This is a genomic window from Synechococcus sp. UW179A, from assembly GCF_900473965.1.
GTDB lineage: Bacteria > Cyanobacteriota > Cyanobacteriia > PCC-6307 > Cyanobiaceae > Synechococcus_C.
Genome location: NZ_UCNJ01000010.1, coordinates 58,155 through 78,396, shown reverse-complemented (window position 1 = coordinate 78,396; position 20,242 = coordinate 58,155). Strand labels below are relative to the sequence as shown.

General features: G+C 58.4%; 22 protein-coding genes. 8 read left to right on the top strand and 14 right to left on the bottom strand.

Translation table 11 applies throughout. The features are described 5' to 3' along the window. Positions 1-52: 52 nt before the first annotated feature. Both DXY31_RS04235 and DXY31_RS04230 read left to right on the top strand, forming a co-directional pair. On the top strand, positions 53-646 hold the full coding sequence (locus DXY31_RS04235) for a histidine phosphatase family protein (protein ID WP_114992435.1): 594 nt from the start codon (positions 53-55) through the stop codon (positions 644-646). Beyond that, on the top strand, positions 646-1,332 hold the full coding sequence (locus DXY31_RS04230; protein ID WP_114992433.1) for a GAP family protein: 687 nt from the start codon (positions 646-648) through the stop codon (positions 1,330-1,332). The genes DXY31_RS04235 and DXY31_RS04230 overlap by 1 nt, the downstream gene beginning before the upstream one ends. Positions 1,333-1,369: 37 nt before the next feature. Here the strand turns inward: DXY31_RS04230 and DXY31_RS04225 are convergent, their stop codons facing one another. Genes DXY31_RS04225 through folD form a run of 4 tightly spaced genes read right to left on the bottom strand, consistent with a single transcriptional unit; the run spans position 1,370 to position 5,239 of the window. Then, positions 1,370-2,860: an ATP-dependent RecD-like DNA helicase gene (locus tag DXY31_RS04225; protein ID WP_114992430.1), complete on the bottom strand. Its 1,491-nt coding sequence runs from the start codon at positions 2,858-2,860 to the stop codon at positions 1,370-1,372. After that, positions 2,857-3,363, bottom strand: coding sequence for a divergent PAP2 family protein (locus DXY31_RS04220; protein WP_114992429.1), 507 nt, complete (start codon positions 3,361-3,363; stop codon positions 2,857-2,859). The genes DXY31_RS04225 and DXY31_RS04220 overlap by 4 nt, the downstream gene beginning before the upstream one ends. Before the next feature lie 2 nt (positions 3,364-3,365). After that, the gene (gene crtE / locus DXY31_RS04215; RefSeq protein WP_114992427.1) at positions 3,366-4,304 is read right to left on the bottom strand and encodes a geranylgeranyl diphosphate synthase CrtE; all 939 of its coding nucleotides are present in this window, start codon (positions 4,302-4,304) and stop codon (positions 3,366-3,368) included. Positions 4,305-4,357: 53 nt separating this feature from the next. Next, positions 4,358-5,239 (bottom strand): bifunctional methylenetetrahydrofolate dehydrogenase/methenyltetrahydrofolate cyclohydrolase FolD, encoded by an 882-nt coding sequence (folD, locus tag DXY31_RS04210; protein ID WP_114992425.1) that lies wholly within the window; start codon positions 5,237-5,239, stop codon positions 4,358-4,360. 59 nt (positions 5,240-5,298) lie between these two features. Here folD and DXY31_RS04205 point away from each other — a divergent pair, with 59 nt between their 5' ends. Beyond that, a complete protein-coding gene (locus DXY31_RS04205; RefSeq protein ID WP_114992422.1) occupies positions 5,299-7,413 on the top strand; it encodes an HDIG domain-containing metalloprotein in 2,115 nt (704 codons plus the stop codon). Here DXY31_RS04205 and DXY31_RS04200 read toward each other — a convergent pair. The 5 genes from DXY31_RS04200 to DXY31_RS04180 form a co-directional block, all read right to left on the bottom strand. Continuing rightward, positions 7,377-8,081, bottom strand: coding sequence for an RluA family pseudouridine synthase (locus tag DXY31_RS04200; RefSeq protein WP_244279523.1), 705 nt, complete (start codon positions 8,079-8,081; stop codon positions 7,377-7,379). The two genes, DXY31_RS04205 and DXY31_RS04200, sit on opposite strands and share 37 nt — an antisense overlap. 4 nt (positions 8,082-8,085) lie before the next feature. Then, a complete protein-coding gene (locus DXY31_RS04195) occupies positions 8,086-8,487 on the bottom strand; it encodes a hypothetical protein (protein WP_114992514.1) in 402 nt (133 codons plus the stop codon). A 115-nt stretch (positions 8,488-8,602) separates the two neighbouring features. Continuing rightward, the gene (locus DXY31_RS04190) at positions 8,603-9,169 is read right to left on the bottom strand and encodes a hypothetical protein (protein WP_244279521.1); all 567 of its coding nucleotides are present in this window, start codon (positions 9,167-9,169) and stop codon (positions 8,603-8,605) included. A 42-nt stretch (positions 9,170-9,211) separates the two neighbouring features. Continuing rightward, positions 9,212-9,511, bottom strand: coding sequence for an MTH1187 family thiamine-binding protein (locus DXY31_RS04185; RefSeq protein ID WP_114992509.1), 300 nt, complete (start codon positions 9,509-9,511; stop codon positions 9,212-9,214). Positions 9,512-9,634: 123 nt separating this feature from the next. After that, positions 9,635-9,892 carry a hypothetical protein gene (locus DXY31_RS04180; RefSeq protein WP_114992420.1) on the bottom strand — a complete coding sequence of 86 codons (258 nt, stop codon included), beginning with the start codon at positions 9,890-9,892 and terminating at the stop codon, positions 9,635-9,637. Positions 9,893-9,977: 85 nt separating this feature from the next. On the opposite strand from DXY31_RS04180, the gene DXY31_RS04175 reads away from it, so the two are divergent. Continuing rightward, positions 9,978-10,448, top strand: a complete 471-nt coding sequence (locus DXY31_RS04175; protein WP_114992418.1) for a hypothetical protein — start codon at positions 9,978-9,980, stop codon at positions 10,446-10,448. 62 nt (positions 10,449-10,510) lie between these two features. Continuing rightward, positions 10,511-10,717 carry a hypothetical protein gene (locus DXY31_RS04170; protein WP_066909905.1) on the top strand — a complete coding sequence of 69 codons (207 nt, stop codon included), beginning with the start codon at positions 10,511-10,513 and terminating at the stop codon, positions 10,715-10,717. 160 nt (positions 10,718-10,877) lie between these two features. On the opposite strand, the gene DXY31_RS04165 is transcribed toward DXY31_RS04170, so the two are convergent. Continuing rightward, positions 10,878-11,177, bottom strand: a complete 300-nt coding sequence (locus DXY31_RS04165) for a Nif11-like leader peptide family natural product precursor (protein WP_371639075.1) — start codon at positions 11,175-11,177, stop codon at positions 10,878-10,880. Between the two features lie 21 nt (positions 11,178-11,198). On the opposite strand from DXY31_RS04165, the gene DXY31_RS04160 reads away from it, so the two are divergent. After that, positions 11,199-11,675, top strand: coding sequence for a hypothetical protein (locus DXY31_RS04160; protein WP_114992416.1), 477 nt, complete (start codon positions 11,199-11,201; stop codon positions 11,673-11,675). Positions 11,676-11,691: 16 nt separating this feature from the next. Next, on the top strand, positions 11,692-12,129 hold the full coding sequence (locus tag DXY31_RS04155; protein WP_114992413.1) for a signal protein: 438 nt from the start codon (positions 11,692-11,694) through the stop codon (positions 12,127-12,129). Here DXY31_RS04155 and DXY31_RS04150 read toward each other — a convergent pair. Together DXY31_RS04150 and DXY31_RS04145 are read right to left on the bottom strand one after the other, a co-directional pair. Beyond that, positions 12,119-12,979: a carbohydrate ABC transporter permease gene (locus DXY31_RS04150; RefSeq protein WP_114992505.1), complete on the bottom strand. Its 861-nt coding sequence runs from the start codon at positions 12,977-12,979 to the stop codon at positions 12,119-12,121. The two genes, DXY31_RS04155 and DXY31_RS04150, sit on opposite strands and share 11 nt — an antisense overlap. A gap of 4 nt (positions 12,980-12,983) precedes the next feature. Next, a complete protein-coding gene (locus DXY31_RS04145; RefSeq protein ID WP_114992411.1) occupies positions 12,984-14,606 on the bottom strand; it encodes a 2-isopropylmalate synthase in 1,623 nt (540 codons plus the stop codon). 129 nt (positions 14,607-14,735) lie between these two features. Here DXY31_RS04145 and DXY31_RS04140 point away from each other — a divergent pair, with 129 nt between their 5' ends. Further along, positions 14,736-16,304, top strand: coding sequence for a glycoside hydrolase family 57 protein (locus DXY31_RS04140; RefSeq protein WP_114992409.1), 1,569 nt, complete (start codon positions 14,736-14,738; stop codon positions 16,302-16,304). Here DXY31_RS04140 and crtL read toward each other — a convergent pair. Next, positions 16,294-17,538, bottom strand: a complete 1,245-nt coding sequence (gene crtL, locus DXY31_RS04135) for a lycopene beta cyclase (protein ID WP_114992407.1) — start codon at positions 17,536-17,538, stop codon at positions 16,294-16,296. The two genes, DXY31_RS04140 and crtL, sit on opposite strands and share 11 nt — an antisense overlap. A gap of 2 nt (positions 17,539-17,540) precedes the next feature. Continuing rightward, positions 17,541-20,174 (bottom strand): DNA gyrase subunit A, encoded by a 2,634-nt coding sequence (gyrA, locus tag DXY31_RS04130; protein WP_114992404.1) that lies wholly within the window; start codon positions 20,172-20,174, stop codon positions 17,541-17,543. Between the last annotated feature and the right edge of the window lie 68 nt (positions 20,175-20,242).

The window sequence follows — 20,242 nt, the reverse complement described above, 5'->3', positions numbered from 1 at the left end:
CCAAATCAATCCCTGAAGGTCACAATCTGGAAAGAGAAGGCTCTTTCTGGCCATGACAAAACAACGCCAGCTTTGGCTCCTTCGACATGGAGCAACCGAGTGGGCTCGCAACGGACGTCACACAGGTAATACCGACCTCCCTCTGCTTCCAGAGGGTGAGCAAGAAGCACGTCAACTGGCTCCTGTCCTGAATCAACAGCATTTCGCTGCCGTCTTTAGCTCACCTCTGCAACGCGCTCGCCGAACCTGCGAACTGGGCGGACTGGGCGCAAACATGATTGTGATGAAGGAGTTGCTGGAATGGAATTACGGTGATTACGAGGGAATCACCACTCCGGAGATCCAGCGCACGGTGCCGGACTGGAGCGTGTTCTCCCATGGCTGTCCCAATGGCGAAGACGCTGAAGCCGTGCAAAAACGCTGCGAAACCGCGATTCGAATTGCTTTGGAATCCCCAGGAGATGGAGACGTGGCACTGTTTGCGCATGGACATCTTCTGCGGGCCTTGGCCGGGACCTGGCTCGGCCTTGGAGCTGTGGGCGGCAGGCTGCTGATGTTGAGCACTGGAAGTATCTGTGTGCTCGGTTTCGAACATGGAAAGCATGCGATCGTGCGCTGGAATGCGCCTGCTGACTGCCGGTTCTGATGAGCGACACAACCCTCTGGGCGGAACTTCTGGCCTATGGCACAGGCATTGGCCTCTCACCGATCCATATCGCCGTTCTCTTGCTGCTGCTTTTGGGTCCGAACCCCATCAAAAGAGGCGGATGGTTTGTCGCAACCTGGGTGATCACCACGCTTCTCGCAGCAACGCTGCTGGTGACGGTGGGGCATTCGCTTTTGCTGGACATGAGTCATGGCTCCCATCACCGCACCGGCTTGGATCTACTGGCAGGTGGCGCGCTGGTCGCCATTGGTGGGCGAGAACTGATCAAATCCTTCACCGAGGGTTCGGAGCCACCGGCCTGGACGAAAGGCATCGATCGTTTCCTGGCCATGCCGCTACCGCTGCTGCTCGTGCTGGGATCGATCGGTGAAATCATTAGTCCTGATGACATCGTGCTGTTTGCCAAGTCAGCAGGAGTGGTTCTTTCCGCACAGTTACCCACCTGGCAGGAAGCGGTCGGCCTGTTCGCTTTCACATTCGGAGCCAGCCTGTTTCTGCTCACTCCTTTTGTTGCAGTTGTCATCGGCCGCGACAAAGTGATCCCCCTGCTTGAGAAAGGCAAATCGGTGCTGTTTGCCCGGGGCAGTCTTCTGGTCGGTGGGGTCAGCCTTGGGCTGGGGATCTACCTGGGATGGCAGGGCGTCAGCGGCATCACAGCAATCTGAACCGGACCACAAGCATGCTTTGGCAAGGCCATGACTGCTAGCCCATCCCGCGCAAAGCCTTGTTCCAGGATGCTGCATTGCATTGGCTATCACCCACCAGATAAACCCCATGCCTGGCACGACTGACAGCCACATAGGCCAGCTGTTGATGAAACACCCGCCGCTCAGGCGCGAGACGATCAAGGCTGCGGGGGAACACATCATCGGCAACAAAAACCTCACCAAAGCTGCTGCCCTGACTGCGATGCACCGTGAGCACCGCAGCAGGCCCAAGTGATGCGAAAGCATCCCTCACCAGGAAGTAGCGGCGCCACAGCGGTCGCCCGCCCCGTTTTCCAGCATTCCTTGCTTCCTGAGCCAAACGCTTCAGCAGTGCATCGAGTTGCTCCCTCGCCTGGCTTCCAGAAGGAGGCTGAAGGCGCAGATTGAGCTCAAGCTCTCCACTGCGAACCTTGGCATTGAGGGTCTCAATCACAGGCACACCCAGCCCGGCCAACGACAGCTGCGCTTCACCGGAAACTCCGAACTCCGCCAGGTCGCAGCGTTCCGGAGTCACATCTTCAACGACGAGTTCTCGATTAGAACCCAGCACCAGGTCGGGTTCCTCGCCGGTCTCCCCCCCGTCGCTGGACGCCGGTGCCATCACTGCTGTACGCGTGATCAACACCTCACCGGGCAACACGGCCATCTGATCCGCCATCTCTCCATGAATAGCCCTGCGGGCATGGGGCACCAAAGCCTCCAGTCGGCGATTGGTGTAGCAGAGGATTCGAGCCGCATCAGGGTTATCACAGGCCGCGGCCTGGCGCAGACCCTCCTGCGCACGCGATAACCAGTCGCTTCGGTTCAGCACGCCCACCTGACCCAGATCAGAGCGAACAGGAGGCAGCAGCGGTGGCACTTCACAGGGCAAACGACCATCGCGCAGACAACTGGCAAGCTGAAGGACTGGTCCCTGATGACGAACAACCTCACGCAAACAAGCAGAAACAGCACGATTCATGCCAAACACAGGGCTTTCGCTTTCACCCACCGGTGGCAACTGGGCAGGATCACCCACAAACACCAAGCGTGTTTTGAACGGGTGAGCACACTGCAAAGCAATCGACAGCAGCGAGCTGTCGACCATGGAGGCCTCATCGACCAGCACCAGACCGAGATGCTCCAACGCTCCGGCAGTTTGCTCAGTGGATTCGCAAAGCTCCCGATCACCCTGTCGCTTGAGCTTCAGACGCAGCAAGCGATGGATCGTGGAGGGGTACCAGGTGGGCTGAAGACCTTCGAGACTGAGGGCTTGCCGTAAAACACCCACAGCTTTGTGGGTTGGAGCCACGACGGTCCAACAGAGACCACTGCTTTCCACCTGCCTCAGCAAGCGCATCGACAGAAAGGTCTTGCCACTGCCGGCATAGCCGCTGAGGACAAAGGGAAGGCCAGAGTCATTCTGCTGCAGCCAATCAGAGAAGGCTTCTGCAGCCTTGTGTTGATCCTCGGTGAGGCTCAGTTCAGCATGGGGAAATGACGTCACCCCAGAGCGTTGGTGATCAGTAACGTCAATTGAAGCGGTGATCCCAGAAAATTGAGGCCAAGCAAGGCAACTATCGGGCCCAACAGGCTTCCGACCAGAACTTCCGTTCGGGAATGCCCAAGACGTTCCTTGAGTGGTTTCTCGAAGGGTGTCTTCCAGAGAGACTCCGGCAAGGCATTGACCCGTTCAGCGGTAAAGCCGGCAGCACGCCTAATACCGCTGGCGTCGTACATCACCACAAACGCCACTGTGGCTGCCAGAGCAAAAACGGAAGAGGCGAATCCCTCCTGCCAACCCACCGCCGCGGCCGTACCGCTCACAAGTGCTGCATGACTGGACGGCATCCCACCGGTTTCGAACAGCACCGCAGGCCTCCAACGACGGAAGGCGACGAGTTCAATCAACAACTTCGACAGTTGAGCCAGACCGCAAGCTGCAAGCCCCCAAGCCAGAACTCCATTGTCAAGAATCTGCAGGGGGATGCTCAGAGAGACCTCATCCATACTCAACGATCCCTACTGGCCACGTAATCGGCCAGAGCCAGCAAAGGATGCGCCTTGTTTTTCCAAGGCTGCAGAGCGGCCTTAGCATCTCTCACCAATTCAAGGGCGCGGGTTCTCGAAGGCTCCAGGCCGAGCAGTTTTGGATAGGTGGTCTTGTCCGCCAGTAGATCCTTGCCCGCCGTCTTTCCCAAGACTTCACTACTGGCAGTGACATCGAGAATATCGTCCACAATCTGGAACGCCAGGCCGATGCCATTGGCGTAGGTGCGCATGGCCTGGACCTGGGCATCATTGGCGCCGCCGATCAATGCGCCCGTAACCACGCAGGCTCTGAGCAGCGCAGCGGTCTTATGCAGATGGATGTATTCCAGCGTCTCGAGGTCGACTTGTTTGCCTTCGCATTCCAGATCAACCACCTGTCCGCCCACCAGGCCAGGAGCACCGGAGACCATGGCGAGCTCTCCGACCACCTTCACCAACCTCTCGGCAGGCACATCAGCACTCCGCACCGCCACCATCTCAAAGGCGCGACTGAGCAGTGCATCACCGGCGAGAATGGCCATGGCATCGCCGTAGACCTTGTGGTTGGTGGGTCGGCCACGCCTGAGGTCGTCATTGTCCATTGCCGGCAGATCGTCATGGATCAGCGACATGGTGTGGATCATCTCAACCGCCACCGCCGTGGGCATGGCCTGTGAGGCATCACCGCCTACAAGCTCACAGGCAGCAAGGCAAAGAATCGGGCGAAGTCGCTTCCCTCCCGCCAGCAGGGAGTAGCGCATCGCATCCCTGAGAGATTCAGGTCGCTCAGGCCCCATCGAGGCATCCAGTGCAGCTTCGACCCGCTCGCGGGACTGGTTCAAATAAGCCTTGAAATCAAAGCTCTGCTGAGGCTCACCCGGCGGCGGAACGCCTTCAGGGCTGGTCGCCGTGGCGGTCATGGGGAGCGCAATGCTGGGCGAATTCTGTCAGGCCGACGGGCCCGCAAGCACCATCAGATGATTAAGTCAGCCAGATCGTGATCGACCCCATGGCGACGGCACCAGGCCACAACGGTGTTCACCAGCAGCATCGTGACGGTCATGGGGCCAACGCCTCCGGGCACGGGAGAAAGTGCTGCGGCAATGGGCTCCAGCTCTGCTGCCTTGACATCACCACAAAGCCCCCCCTCAGGACGACGATGGATCCCAACATCCACCACAACCGTGCCTGGGCTCACGTGCTCGGCTCCAAGCATTTCCGGACGACCGGCCGCCACAACGAGAATGTCTGCCTGACGGGTTAGGACAGCGAGATCCTTGGTTCGCGAATGCGCAATGGTCACCGTTGCGTTCGCGGCCTGAAGCATTAGGGCCATTGGCTGCCCCACCAGAATGCTGCGTCCGATCACCACAGCACGACGACCCGCCGGATCGATGTCAGCACTGCGCAGCATCGCCATCACGCCGGCCGGAGTGCAGCTGCGGGGACCCTGCTCTCCCTTGAGCAACCGGCCCAGATTCAGCGTGTGTAAACCATCGGCATCCTTTTCAGGATTGATTGCAGCCAGCAGAGGTGTTTCATCAAGTCCCTGCGGCAGGGGAAGCTGCAACAGGATCCCGTCCACTCTGGGATCGTCATTCAACGCACGGATTGCCCGTAACACCTGCTCAGCCGAAGCATCTGCCGGAAGGTGAGATCCATAACTCTCAACACCGATACGGGCACAGGCCTTTTCCTTATTGGCCACGTAGACCGCACTGGCAGGATCGTCACCCACACGCAAAACAGCCAACCCCGGCGGACGACAGGCGGACTGACTCGCGGATTGGATCTGAGACTGGAGCCTTAGCTCGAGCGTCTTGGCCAGGGCCTTGCCATCCAACCTGAGGGCCATTGACATCCGATGCACGTGAATCCAGCATGCCGCTCCAGCAGAGCTAGCGTTTGTGCTGGATGCTCCCGGCTGACTTGCGTTCGCATCGCCTTGCACGTCTATGGAGGTCCTGGCTCAGGAGCGAATCACCGCGCCGACCGGTGCTGCGCTGGAACAGGCTGCAGAAAGCCACACTGCTGATCCTCTGTGTGCTGGTGGCGCTGGTTTCAAGCTGGCCCTGGCTAGTGGAACCCGACCTACGGCCAGGTCTGGCCGCCCCCTTCGATGCAGTAGCCCCAAAAAACGCAAGAGTTGTTGATAGCGAAGCACTGGAACAGAGGCGATCAAGCCTCGGATCGAGCACCTTCGTGCAGGTTCTGGATCCTCAGGAAAATGAGCAAATCCGCATGCGGCTGGAGCGACATCTCAGCGAATTGGAACGGGTCGCCAAAAGCGATGACGCCGAACGAATCGGACCCGTGAATCTGACTATGGATGAGCAGCTGTGGCTGGAAAAAAGAACCCAAGATGAGCGTCGAGTCTGGGATATGGCCCTGCGCCGAGCCCTTGACAGGATGCTCAGTCAGGGGCTTGTCAACACACTTGCACAGGAACAGCTGCAACGGGCCAGCGACCTGCAGCTCGAAGACCTCAACAACGTCGAAAAACCAGGGCGCAGTCTGGGCAGCAAGGTACTGACCACCACGCTCCAAGGCGCCAGCAACCTTCAAACCGATCCGGTGCGGAGCCAGCGACTGATCGAAGACCTGATTACCCAACAAGGCATCCCCACGATTGAAGTCAATCGAGGCGATCTCATCACCCGCAAGGGGGAGTCGATCAGCTCTCAGGCCTATGACGTCCTGGATTTCTTCGGGATGGTGAATCGCAGTCCGAAGCTGGGAATCTGGATCACTCGTTTCACAGAAGCACTGGCCAGCTGTGGGGTTCTATTGCTGGTCATGCGCCGCGAACGTCCCTGCCTCGAGGCACCCCATGGCCTGCTCGCTCTGGGTCTATTGCTGCTGAGCCAGGCCTGCAAACTGTGGTTCGGCGCCTCAGTGAGCCCTCTGGCTGTGATCGTGCCGCCCACCCTTCTCCTGGCTCAAGGTCTAGGCACAACAAGTGCACTGGCCTGGATGGCTGTGGCCAGTCTTCTCTGGCCCACCCCAGTCACAGGCCTAGGCGAAGGGCGCCTGCTGATTGCCGCAGCCACGGCCACCATCGCTGCATTGCAGGCAGGTCGTTTGCGAAGCAGAGCCCAGCTGCTGCAACTCGCTGTCTTGCTGCCAGTAGGTGCATGGCTGGCTGAGCTTGTGCTGATAAGCCGAGAGGGCCAACCGCTTGCAGGGTCATGGATTCGCCTGCCTTCCGATGCAGGTGAACTCGCATCGGAAGCTCTAGTGCTGGGGCTGGCGATGATGCTGACGATCCTGATCATTCCTCTGCTGGAAAGCTCCTTTGGGTTGCTGACAAGAGCGCGGTTGATGGAACTGGCCGATCAGGAGCGCCCGTTGCTTCGGAGGCTTTCTGCAGAGGCCCCAGGCACCTTTGAACACACACTGATGATCTGCGGTTTGGCCGAGGAGGGTGCGCGGTCGATCGGCGCTGATGTCGACCTGATCAGAACAGGCTCGCTCTATCACGATGTAGGCAAGCTTCATGCCCCCAACTGGTTCATCGAAAATCAGACCAGTGGAGAGAATCCACACACTCAGCTGAACGACCCCTTAGCCAGTGCAGGAGTGCTCCAAGCGCACGTCGATGAAGGGCTGAAATTGGCGCGACGACATCGGCTTCCGCGCCCCATTGCCGACTTCATCCCTGAACATCAGGGCACGCTGCGAATGGGGTATTTCCTGCATCAAGCCCGTCAGCAGAACCCTCAAATCTCGGAGAAACGCTTCCGCTATCACGGACCAACGCCTCGCTCCAAGGAGACAGGGATCATGATGTTGGCGGACGGCTGTGAGGCGGCGTTGCGCTCGCTGCCTCCAGACACCAGTGATCAGGAAGCTCGTGACACGGTCAAACGGATCGTGGAGGCACGAATCAGCGACGGACAACTGAGCCAGAGCAGCCTCAGTCGGGCCGAACTGGAACTGGTGATGCATTCATTCGTCCGAGTGTGGCGAAGAATGCGTCATCGCCGCATTCCCTATCCCATTCCGGCAAAGCGCAGCTTCTCCGCTTGAGGCCAATCCACCTGAGCCCAGTCCTGCTGTGCCCAAGATGGGAGTGCAGAGCGCACACGAACCCGTCGGTTGTCAAAAGGGTCTTTAAAACTGAGCGCATAAGCATGCAGATGCATGGGGCCGAGAGCGTCGGAGGAGGTATAGATGCGATCAGCAGAGATGGGAGCCCCCACAGCAGCCAGATGGGCACGTAACTGATGGGAACGGCCTGTTAAGGGACGCAACCACAGGCGCGTGCAATTGGTTGATTGCGTCCACTTTCGCCAGAGCGTGCAACAGGGCTTGCCATCAGGATGCGGTCCATACACAGGCGGCATACGCTGCAGCCTGGCCAGAGGAAGCTGAATGCTTCCTCGCCTGCCTGACAAGGGCCTGACCACATCAGCGAGGTACAGCTTATGAACTCTGCGCACAGCAAACAGAGCACTGAGCGACCGGAGGCTGCTCTGATTTCTGGCCACAAGAATGAGTCCTGACGTATCCCGATCGAGGCGATGCACCAAGCGAAGCTCAGGGCAACAGTCCTGAAGTCGTGTGATCAGGGAATCGCTTTGACGGGAACCAAGTCCGGGCTGACTCAGCAGGCCTGATGGCTTATCAACCACCAGATACTCCGGATGCTCGTAAATGAGCGAACAACCGGCGAGCTGAGGAGCCGTTGCTGCCAAGGGATCAAAGCCTTACGCCACGCCGGTGGGATGGGCGACACCAGTAGATCAGCGCCAGCACATTGATCAACCCGAGCAGGACAGGCCCCACACCCATCGTCTGCGGCTCTAAACCGAGGACTAAGCGAACCAAACCATAGGGAATAGCCCCTGCAAGGCTCATTGACAAGGCCACAATGGCCAGGATCACACCCCAGCGACGCTGCGCCAGCAGGCCAGCTGAAGCCACGATGCCCACAATTGCAGCGGGCCAAGCCAGAGAAAAGGCAAGGCTGATGTTGGTAATGGCGATGCCCGAGGAGGTTCCTTCTCGAAATGCCAGGAGTCCAATCACTGGCAGAGCGATCAGATTGGCCACCAGGCCAAGCCAGGTCATCAACCAATAGCCGTTGAGCCGCGGACCCATGGAGAGATGCCACACATCTGCACACCGTAAGGTCCGTTCCCCATCCGGCTTAACCAGTTTCGCTGGGACGAGCATGCTGCTCCAGCTTCAGCTTGAGGACTGCTCAGAACGGAGATCAAAGAGCAGCAGGGGGTTGAGCAACCTTGCGATCACTCAGACGTTCGGCGCAGAAACTGCGAAACAGGGCTTCCACTTCGTCGGGGGGCATCCCCTGCACAAGACGTGCCTCGATTTCATCGCGGCGCTGCGATTGGTGATACAGACGCAGCTCCTGGAAGGTGGTTCTGGATTGAGCTTCGATGCGCGCGAGGGCGTTGCCGACCTGGTGATCAGCGAGCAACGGCCCGCCATGACAGTGCTGCATGACATGGGCTGACTCGTGGGCAAGAACCACCCAGACCTGCCTTGGATCGTCCTCGATGTTGTTGGCACAGAGCAGCAGGGCATTGCGGGGCGCATGGAAAGCACCCAGAAGCGCGGACGGACAATCCTTAGCCACCAGAGTGTGCGTTCCCGCTCGACGAATAAGAGCGGCATAGCTTCCGATCCTGTCCCAGGTCTCAGCCTTAGACGATCCGGGGAAGAAAGGCGCGACCAGAGTCAGCGCCAGCGCAGCAAAGGTACGCACTCGAACCGACGGGGCCAGACCCAACAAACCAATCTCTCCAGTTCCTGGTCTCATTCAAGACACGCTGGACACAATTGGCATCCCTCCTGTCGCGATTCACGGCATCAGGCGATTCACGCTGTTCACCTTGTCGCGAAACGACTGGATGCGATCAATGCGAGTGTTGACGCGAAGTGTGGCGTGAATCCGCTGCACTCCTTCCTGATGCAGCCGCTCATGACAGGCCTTCACACAAGCGAAGAGCTCATCCCAGCCTCCTTCGATGGCTGTGCCATCAGGTCCGAGCTGATGATCCAGTCCGGAAGCGTTGATCACCCGTTGGCACTCAGCGATCGAAGGCCCTAACGACACACCAACCCCCAGCGGAACCAAACACAGATCAACGCTTACCCGCACGAATCGCTCAGCCAACTTCCTCCATGGTCGAACGTGATCCAACAAGGACGCAAGCGAGTTAGATCACGACGAGAGACGTGTCCCCAGGAGCACAACCAACAAGATCGCGCGCTCAAAATAATCTCAGGGAGCCCCGACACCGCTCCCAGACTCCAACAGGCAAGCACTGGGATAACCAAGGGTGCGCCAAGCCCCGCAGCGGGTTTGTACCTCTAAGGCAATCCCGCGCTGAACCACCGACATCGAACGCCCCTGTCCAGCACACCAGCGGATGGCCGCCGCTTCCGCCGCAGCGATCGATTCATAGGGAGCATCTAAAACCGGATGCGGCTGCCCGTCCAATGCCATAAGCCTGTACAGAGGGCAACCGGACTCAGGCATAGGTCCACTTTTGCATCTGTCTACAGTGTTCCACGGCACAGAGGGATGCGCCATCCCGGAGTGTTGACCTAGCCCTCCTCGCGCGATGCCAAGTCAAGCTCTCACTGACGCTTACACAGCACTTCTGAGCCGTGCTCCCGCGCCTTTGTTCGCACGAGCAAGACAGCTCTACCTCTACAAATATTGCCTGGATGGACGCACGACCCAGAGCCGTCTGCGCCTGTTCGTCGTGCGAGAGACCCTTGATGAACGAGTGGACATCGATCAGGATGCTGGCCCTCTCGGCAGGATTGCCACACTTCAATCGAGCACGGAGGAACTGGCGCTCGTGCATTGGCAGCGTGATGAGCACCCTGGGCAGACGCTGATTGAGACATACCTCCAGCAAAGCTGGCACCTGCAACCCTCTCTGATCGCTCCAGTTGAAGAACCTTGGTTTCGCAAAGGCGGCTTTCAACTGCGTGTCACCTTGCAGCAGCCCTTGACCTGGGTTCGGAGCAGCCGATATCAGGAGATTGATAATCAATCAGGCAAAGGAAAACCCACGAAAAGCTGAAGTCACCGCCACTGGCTGCATAAAGCTGGCTAGGCAGAGTTCATGTCTCGCAGAGATTCATGATGAGATCATCACTCCTTGAGCGGTATGTTCTGCGCTACGCGAACTCCGGTCACTACCTGCGGGTCAACGACGAAAGCCAGGAAATTGAGCGCAGCTCCAGCCCTGAATCAGCATGGGAATTTCATACTCACGAAGGAGCAGTGACGCACGCACTCTGGATCGGTGAAGTGTTTGGCCAGACGCCCGACGTGGTGAAGATGGTTTGAACGTGTTGGCAAAACTGTGTGAAGACAAAGCACTGTGATCTCACTCAGCACGTAGTCCATGTTGTGTGATCAAGCTGAAAGCAAGTGTGTTCAATGCCATAACTCAAAACAGACCTTGATCATTTTTTCAGCAAGGCTGAGTTTGAGTTCTGATCTTCAGTCAACCCTGAATGAAATGCCTTAACCGCCTGGACTCATCTGCCATACGCTTTTGCAGCTCAGCGGACGGAGCGTCGGAATCTTCCCTCAACTGAGCGCTGATCACGTCGTCTTCGGTGATCGAGAGTCCACGCTCACGTCCGAGCTGGATCAAGGTTTCGACAGACACAGGCTCCGAGAGTTGCTGTGCCAGGTCCTGCTCGTTGTGGCGTTGCTGGAGAAGGGTATCGAGATCCTGAAGGGACATAAACAGCAGCGTGCAGTGATCAGAACCCCATTCCATCAGACCATTGCTAGACATCGCGAAGGACTTTGAAAGACCATGAGGACCCCCCGTTTCACGACTGCTCTGCTCGGCCTGAGTGTTGGTCTGATCAGCCTTGAAGCAGGCTTATCAGCAGCACAGGCTGGTTGCAACTTTCTCCCTCCAGTCGGCGGAAATGGCGGCAGCAACATCGTCAAAAAAAGGGTCAGTAGAGAGAAGCTGATCGGCCGCACAAACTGGAACACAGACTTTGCTGTCAATGCTCCATACAGCAGTTTCAAGCTTTTTTTCACCGCGGACTCCACAGCCAGTGGCACCTATCCAGTTGAAGCATTCTTGAAGTTCACCGACGGCAGCAATCTGCGCGTGGTGAAAGAATCGATGACTCCTCCAATCGGCACAGGCAAGGAATTCGGACCATTCACAGTGCCCCAGGGCAAACAGGTCAACCAGGTGAACTTCAAGATCGGTGCAGGTAGCGATCCCAACTCAACAGGATTCAGCTACCGCATTTCTGTTCAAGGCTGCAACTGACCCATCCCAGAGAGCAATGCGTGATCGCCTCTGGATTGTCATCCCCGCAGCTGGATTTCCATTCCTGCTGGTGATGTTCATTGTTCTCTGGCAGTCTCTGCAACAACAGAAACGCATCATTCAGGATCTGGTGAAGCAGCTTGACGGACTCGAAGTTGTCGAGCTGCGTAACAGGGAAGGAAGCCAAGCACTGATCGAACAGCAGCTGGGAGTTCTACAGACAAGACAACAAGCGCTGCAGAGGCAAATCGGCAATCTGGAAAGCTGGCAGCGTGCTTCCGGTGATCGGGAACGGGCCCTCTGGAACAGGCTCGAGACACCGTCCCCATCCAAACAGGGTTCAGACCTTACGGACGAGCGGGACACTGAGCGAACAACACCACCCGCACGGCCATCTTCTCCAGAGCTGCCATCGCCACCGCCTTCAGCTCAGCAGCCAATCATCAGCCCTTAACCGCATCGCCACTGGCACTGGGAAGAATGAAGCGCTGCAGAAGGATGAACAGCAGCAGCACCGGAAGAATCGAAATCACAGATCCTGCGGCCACAATTCTCCAATCGAGGGAAAAACTGCTGGCCAGCTGCTGCAGACCCAGCGGCAGTGTGAACAGCTGAGGATCGTCCAGGATCACCAATGGCCAAAGGAAATCGCTCCAAGTGCCGATGAACACAAACATTGCCAAGGTGATGAGATCAGCTCGTGCGGCTGGAATCATCACGTTCCACCACTCACCGAGCTTGCTGCAGCCATCCATTCGAGCAGCCTCTTCCAGCTCAGCAGGAACGCCAAGAAAGCTCTGACGGAGCAGATACAAGCCGAAGGCGGTTGCTGCCTGGGGAATGACAAGAGCCATCAGGGTGTTGCGCAGTCCCAGCTGCACCATCAGCAGATACAGGGGGATCATCACCACCTGAAACGGAATGAGGATGGTGGCGACCACCAAGCCCAGAACCAAGCCACGCCCGGTGAAGCGCATTCGTGCCAGGGGGTAGGCAGCCAGGGAACAAAACAGCAGATTGGCTACCACAGCCAACAGGCTGACCACTGTGCTGTTGAACAGGTATCGACCTAGTGGGTTGTCTTGGAACAGCCGTGCGTAGGCATCAAGACTGGGTTGCAAGGGCAACAGGCCAGGAGGACTCGTGAAAATGTCCTCTGCTGGGCCCTTCAGAGACGTGCTCACCAGCCAGAGAAGGGGCACAAGCACAACAAGTGCCAGCAAAATCAGCAGCAACAGCTGAAGCAACGCCCCGGCACGAAGCCCAGCTTGGCCCGCTGGGTCTCGAGTAACGGAGGACTGCATCAATTCAGAGAGTGGGGCGGGCATCAAGAGGTGCTGTGTCCCTCTGGGGATGCAAAGCCTGTTGTGCAGTCCCAGCAACCAGACGATTCAGTGCATTCACGAATGCCTGAGCCGCAGCCACCACCACATCCGTATCAGCGGAATGACCCGAATACAACTCGCCGTCGCGTCGCAGCCTGATGGTCACCTCACCGATGGCATCAATGCCCTCGGTCACCGACTTCACGGAGAACTCAACGAGTTCATTGGGCTCCCCAGCCAGAGCATTGAGGGCTTGACACACAGCATCCACAGGACCGGTGCCGATCGACGCCATGGTCTGCTCCTTGCCATCCTCATCCGCCAGGGTGACCGTGGCGGTGGGGCTGAGGCTGCTGCCGCAACTCACCTGCACCAGCTTCAGCTGATAGCGGGCCTCCGGCTGCTGAACCTGCTCACTGACGATGGCTTCAAGATCGCGATCGGTGATTTCGCGCTTGCGATCGGCAAGGTCCTTGAAACGAGCGAAGGCGTCATCGAGATCCTCACGACTGAGGTTGTAGCCCAGCTCTTCCAGACGCGCGCGCACGGCACTTCGACCACTGAGTTTGCCCAGGGAAATGCGGTTGTCACTGAGACCCACAGTGCGGGCGTCGACGATTTCGTAGGTCAGCCGGTTCTTGAGAACACCGTCCTGGTGGATCCCCGATTCATGGGCAAACGCATTGGCGCCCACGATCGCCTTATTGGGCTGCACCACCATGCCGGTGAGGTTGGAAACCAGACGTGAGGTTTTGGTGATCTCCTCAGTGCGCACCGCCGTGAGTGGAGTCGGCGAGTCCGCATCGCGGCCAAAGAAGGGATTGAAATAGCGGCGGCGCACATGCAACGCCATCACCAATTCTTCAAGGGCAGCGTTACCGGCTCGCTCACCAATGCCGTTGATCGTGCATTCGAGCTGTCGCGCTCCGTTCTTGACAGCCTCCAGGAAGTTGGCGACGGCAAGACCGAGATCGTTATGTCCATGAACGGACAACACCGCATCGCCGATGTTGGGAACATGGCGATCAATACCAGCGATCAGCTCACCGAACTCAGTCGGTGTGGTGTAACCGACCGTGTCGGGAATATTGATGGTGGTGGCGCCTGCAGCGATCGCTGCCTCGATGACTTCGTAAAGAAATTCCGGGTCACTGCGTCCTGCGTCTTCGCAGGAGAACTCAACATCATCGACCAGTGAATGGGCGTAAGCCACCATGTCGGGGACGATGGCCAGCACCTCCTTTCGACTTTTTCGCAGCTTGTGTTCCAGGTGAATATCGCTGGTTGCGATGAACGTGTGAATCCGTCTGCGTGGAGCAGGAGCCACCGCTTCCGCGCAGGCCTTGATGTCGCCTTTCGACGCCCGCGACAGCCCACAGATCACTGGCCCGTGTTCTCCACCGACCTGCTGGGCGATGCGCTGGACAGCTGCGAAGTCCCCAGGACTCGCGAAGGGAAAACCCGCCTCGATCACATCAACGCCCAGTCTCGCCAGCTGCTGCGCGATCGCCAGTTTCTCCTCAAGATTGAGACTGGCTCCCGGTGATTGTTCACCATCCCTGAGGGTGGTGTCGAAGATCAAAACGCGGCCTGGGTCGTGGGCCATGGCAAAAGCCTCGACGCGATTTAGTCGGAATGACTATGAGTAAGACCACTCTAAGCGAGTAAGCCAGTGGCAATCTTGTAAATCCCGCCAGAAATCCCGGTACATTCACACGGTTGATGGGACGGAAAAGTGGCCAACGGGGCACTGGCTCTTGTTCTGCACGCCCATCTGCCGTTCGTCCGCGGCGCGGAAGCTCACTCGCTTGAAGAGGACTGGTTCTTCCAGGCGTTGATCGAGTGCTATCTGCCCCTGCTAGAAACGCTCGAGAGTGCTGCTGCCGATCCGGGGCAGAGCCCACAGCTGACCATGGGGCTTTCGCCGACCCTGCTGTCACTACTGGCGGATCCCACTCTCAGACAACGTTTTCCTGCCTGGATCGAAGCGCGACTCAACCTGTTGCACCATGCCCCAGCTGACCGTCGAGCGGCAGCGGAGCATTTGACCAGCAGCTTCCAGCGCCACCTCGCAGCCTGGCAACGCTGTGACGGCAACCTGATTCCACGCTTCTCAGAACTCCAGCGCCAGGGCGTTCTCGATCTGCTCACCTGTGGAGCGACCCATGGGTATCTACCACTGCTGAGAGAGCATCCAGAGGTGGTGCGTGCTCAGTTGCGAACTGCCGTTAGAGAGCACCACAGATTGCTGGGAGAGAGGCCTCTTGGCATCTGGCTGCCCGAATGCGCTTACTACGAAGGACTGGATCGTTGGATGCGCGATGCAGGGCTGCGCTACGCCGTCCTCGATGGGCACGGACTTCTGCATGCCCAACCGCGCCCGCGTTACGGGGTTTATGCACCGATTGTGAGCCGTCAGGGGGTGGCCTTCTTCGGTCGCGATAGTGATGCCACCCTGCCGGTCTGGTCAGCGAAGGATGGCTATCCAGGCGATCCCTGGTATCGGGAATTTCACAGGGATCTGGGCTGGGATCTGCCAGCTGAACAGATCGAAGCCATGGGTCTGCCGGCCCAGCGTCCACTGGGACTGAAGTTGCACCGGGTCAGCGATCCTGCCGGAGGCCTGGATGGCAAACAGCCTTACCAGCCTCAACGAGCGATCGAACGCACCCGTGACCATGCCCGGCATTTCCTAGCGGGCAGACGGCAACAACTCAATCGACTGGGCAAGGGCATGGCCATCGAACCTCTGCTCGTAGCACCTTTTGATGCTGAGCTCTTTGGCCACTGGTGGTTTGAGGGTCCTGGTTTTCTGGCTGAACTATTCCGCCAGGCACCAGAACAGAACATCCGATTCACAAGCCTGCGTGGCGTCCTGAACGCCCAACCGAATCTTCAGATCTGCGATCCCTGCCCTTCCAGCTGGGGCAGGGGTGGCTTTCACGATTATTGGCTCAACGAAACCAACGCCTGGATCATTCCTGAATGGAGCCGAGCAGGTCGAGTGATGGTGGATCGCTGCAGCCGCGGTGTGGGCAGTGAACTCGATCTTCGTCTGTTGCATCAGGCCGGGCGGGAACTGCTACTGGCTCAGTCCTCGGACTGGAGTTTCATTCTCAGGGCAGGCACCACAACGGAACTAGCCCGAGAGCGCATCGAGCGTCACCTCGAACGCTTCTGGCGGTTGATCGCCGCGATCGAGCGACGAGAGCAACTACCAGAGGGATGGCTCGAGGAACTGGAGCAGGAAGACGCCCTGTTCCCCTTGATTCAGCCAGCTGACTGGAGCAGCATCAATGCCTGAACTCTGGCTCCTGCCGTTTCGCTGCTCCGAGCACAAGCCCACGCCTCAGTTCCCATGGAGACAGGGCAAACAGTCGCAGCATCACTGCCATCAGCCGGGGCAGCGGCAAGGTGTTGGTCAGGAAGCCAAACCAGTCTTCTCTGGCCAGGGAGAAAAAGGTGGCGAAATGGCTCCGAAGCAGGCTTTCGTTGAATCCCATTAGACGGCTCAGACCAAACTGATAAAGCTGATGCCGAAGCACCAGCTCAGTCGGCCAGAGAGCCTGCCAGCCCTGCCTTGCAAGCTCGGCCGGTCTTAGCGACGGGTCAGCCAAAACTGCAGCCAAGGTGTCCGCCAGTCCAGGCCCACGACGCAGCAGCGCCCCAACCATGTAGCCCGATGCTGGGTGCACCATGCTGGCAGCACCACCAAAGGCGAGCAACGGTTGATTGCGATCCGGTAGAGGCAGATTCATTGGAAACAGACAGAACTCCTCGTGAATTACATCGATGATCTGAACGCCGCGATGCTCTAGGCGCTGTTTCAGCCGCTGCTTGAGAACGTTGTAAGAAACGCCCGGTGCCAAAGCCAGTGATGTCTCTTCGACAAAGAACACCCCATCACCGAGATCCATGGCATAAAGAAACGTGGGAGGTTCCAAACGCTGCATCTCACTGAGATGGTTGCTGCGGTAATCCATCAACACGAAACGTCCGCTGCGGATCGGGGCCGCTGAGAAACGCCCAACGAGTCCATAGGCTGCCTGCCCAGCAACCGGGCCCTGATCAGGCCTGCGGATGTGCGGGCTACTGGCACCGGATGCATCAATAACAAGCCTGGCCTTGCGCACTTCGCCGGAGGCGCAGCTCACCAGGGTGTGCTCTGCTCCTGCTTCGACCCGTTCGGCGGAGTCCTGATGCCAGAGCACGCCATCGGCTCGCTTGAGCCAATAGCTCTGTAAAGCAGCCCGATCGAACAACCCGTAGTCGATGCCGTGAACCAGCGTTTGATCTGCGACCCCTGAGCCACCAGCTCCGAAGTAGCTGACCGTGTCGCTCCAGCGATGCTCGATCAAGTGCTCAAGGTCGAGGGCCTTCAACTCATCGACCCAGATGCCGTAGGTGTTAGGCCATGGTGCGTCAACGGGCTCAAGAGCAATGCCCTCAACAGCAACTCCGCGCTGGTGCAGTTCAGAAGCAATACAGAGAGCGGCTGGACCGCCCCCAAGCACCAGCACATCAGCGCAGCTAGCCAAGGTCAGCTGTCCGCCGGCGCACTCTCAGAGTTGACGTCGACAGCCTCACTGGAATCAGAGTCGGCTGAAGCGTCATCAAGCTCATGCGTCTCGGCTTCCGGAGGAACCAGCACCACCTTGAGGAGGCGATCACCCTTGTCGAGCTTCTGAAGGCGAACACCCGTGGCTGCTCGTGATTGCTGCGGAATGGCATCGGCACTGGTCCGGACGATCACCCCTTTTTCACTCACCAGAAGTAACTCCTCCCCGGCTCCAAGAACGCTCAGACCCACCAGCTGATCAGCATCTGTGCGGAATTTCATGGCCCTCAGACCCATTCCAGCGCGCTTCTGCAGCCGGAATTGAGTCACCGGAACTCTCTTGCCGAGTCCCGCTGCTGAGGCCACCAGCACCCAGGGCCCTTCGCTGGCAGGGGTGCCTTCGTCATCACCGTCGTCGGAACTTGCAGCGATCTGATCGGCCAGCTCTACCGGCAGCACATCCATGCTCACCAGTTCATCCCCTGCGCGCAGATTCATCGAGCGAACACCGCGGGCGGTGCGGCCCAGAGGACGAAGTTCATCGTCACTGAGGCGGAAGTGAATGGTCATTCCGGCTTTCGAGCCGATGAGCACACTGTCGCCGGGCACGGATAGCCTCACCCACGTGAGCGCGTCACCATCCTCAAGACCGATGGCAATCAAACCGTTGGAGCGGATGTTGCTGAACGCCGACAGGCGAGTGCGTTTGATGAATCCCCCCTGGGTCAGCATCAATAGATCGGTGTCGTCGTTGAACTCAGACACGGCCAGTAGCGAGGTGATTGCCTCCTCTCTGGGAATGGGCAATAACTGCACCACAGGTGTTCCCTTGGCCGTTCGGCTGCACTGAGGAACGCGATACGCGGGTAAGGCATACGACACGCCCCGGTCACTGAATAGCAACAGGGTGTCGTGGTCATTGCAGCCGATGAACAGCTTGACCGCATCCTCACCCTGACTTCTGGTGCCAGCCTTACCGCGCGTTCCCCGACTGGTGGCTTCAAATTCGCTCACCGGCATCCGCTTGAGATAGCCCGTTTCGGTCACCAGCACGACCGAGCGCTCGTTGGCGATCAGATCAATGTCTTCGAGACCGCCGCCAAGATCGAGAATCTCAGTTCGACGGGGAACGGCATGACGATCCCTCAGCTGATTGAGTTCGTCCTGGATCAGTCCGAAGACCCGTTCCCGCCGCCCGAGAATGTCCTTGTAATCAGCGATCTTGGCAACCAGATCCTCATGCTCTAAGCGGATCTTGTCGGCCTCAAGAGCAGTGAGTCTCCGCAGCTGCATCTGCAGAATCGCGTCTGCTTGAACCTCGCTCAAGCCATGACGCTCCTGCAGCTGCTGACGAGCTGTGGCGGTATCGGGGGCAGCCCTGATCAGGGCGATGATCGGATCGAGCTGGTCGAGGGCCAGCAGCAAACCGAGCAGGATGTGATCGCGCTCCTCAGCCTTGCGCAGCAGGTAGCGCGTGCGGCGCTCGATCGTCTCGACCCTGAAGTCGAGAAAGACCTCGAGCATCTTGCGCAGTGTGAGCAGGATCGGCTCACCATTCACAAGGGCCAGCATGTAAGCGCTGAAATTGCTCTGAAGAGGTGTGAGCTTGTAGAGGTTGTTCAGCACCACCTGGGGATAGGCATCGCGGCGAAGCTCAACGACGATGCGCATGCCGTCGCGATCACTTTCATCCCTGATATCTGAGATCCCTTCCAGCTTTTTGTCGTTGACCATCTCAGCAATGCGCTCAATCAACGCTGCTTTGTTGGTCTGATAAGGGAGCTCGGTAATAATCACGGCATCGCGATCAGGACGGCCGGGCACCTCGAGTGTTTCTATGCCGGCCACACCGCGCATCGTCACCGAACCGCGACCACTGAGATAGGTCTCCTTAATTCCTGTGCGACCCAGGATCTGGCCTCCGGTCGGAAAATCAGGGCCTGGGATCAGGGCCATCAGCTCCTGGTCGCCGATGTCAGGCTTCTCAATAAGGGCCAGAAGACCAGCGATCAGCTCTCCCAGGTTGTGAGGAGGAATATTGGTCGCCATGCCCACGGCGATTCCGGCCGAGCCGTTTAGCAAAAGCTGGGGGATCCGTGATGGCAGAACCGTGGGCTCTTGTTGCGAACCGTCGAAGTTGTCAATGAAATCGACGGTCTCCGCCTCGATATCTTCGAGGAGGGAATCGGTCGTAAGTGCCTGTAACCGCGATTCGGTATATCGCATGGCGGCTGGCGGATCGTTGTCCACCGAGCCAAAGTTGCCATGCCCGTCGATCAGAGGCATCGACATGGAAAAACTCTGGGCCATCCGCACGAGTGCGTCGTAGACAGCCGTATCCCCATGGGGGTGGTATTTGCCGAGCACTTCACCCACCACACGCGCGCACTTGCGGTAGGGGCGATCACTGGTGAGACCCAGCTCATACATCGCATACAGAATCCTGCGATGTACGGGTTTGAGACCATCACGGGCGTCAGGCAGAGCTCTGCCGACGATCACGCTCATCGCGTACTCGAGATACGAGCGCGACATCTCGTTGCGCAGGTCTGTCTGGATGATCCGATCGTCGGAATCGCCGGGACCGCCGCTGCCGGGCCCCACTGAATCCGTCATACAAGACCTTTAGATCGTTAGCTACTTTATCGCGGATGCGTGATCGGATGACACCCGGCGCGTCACCT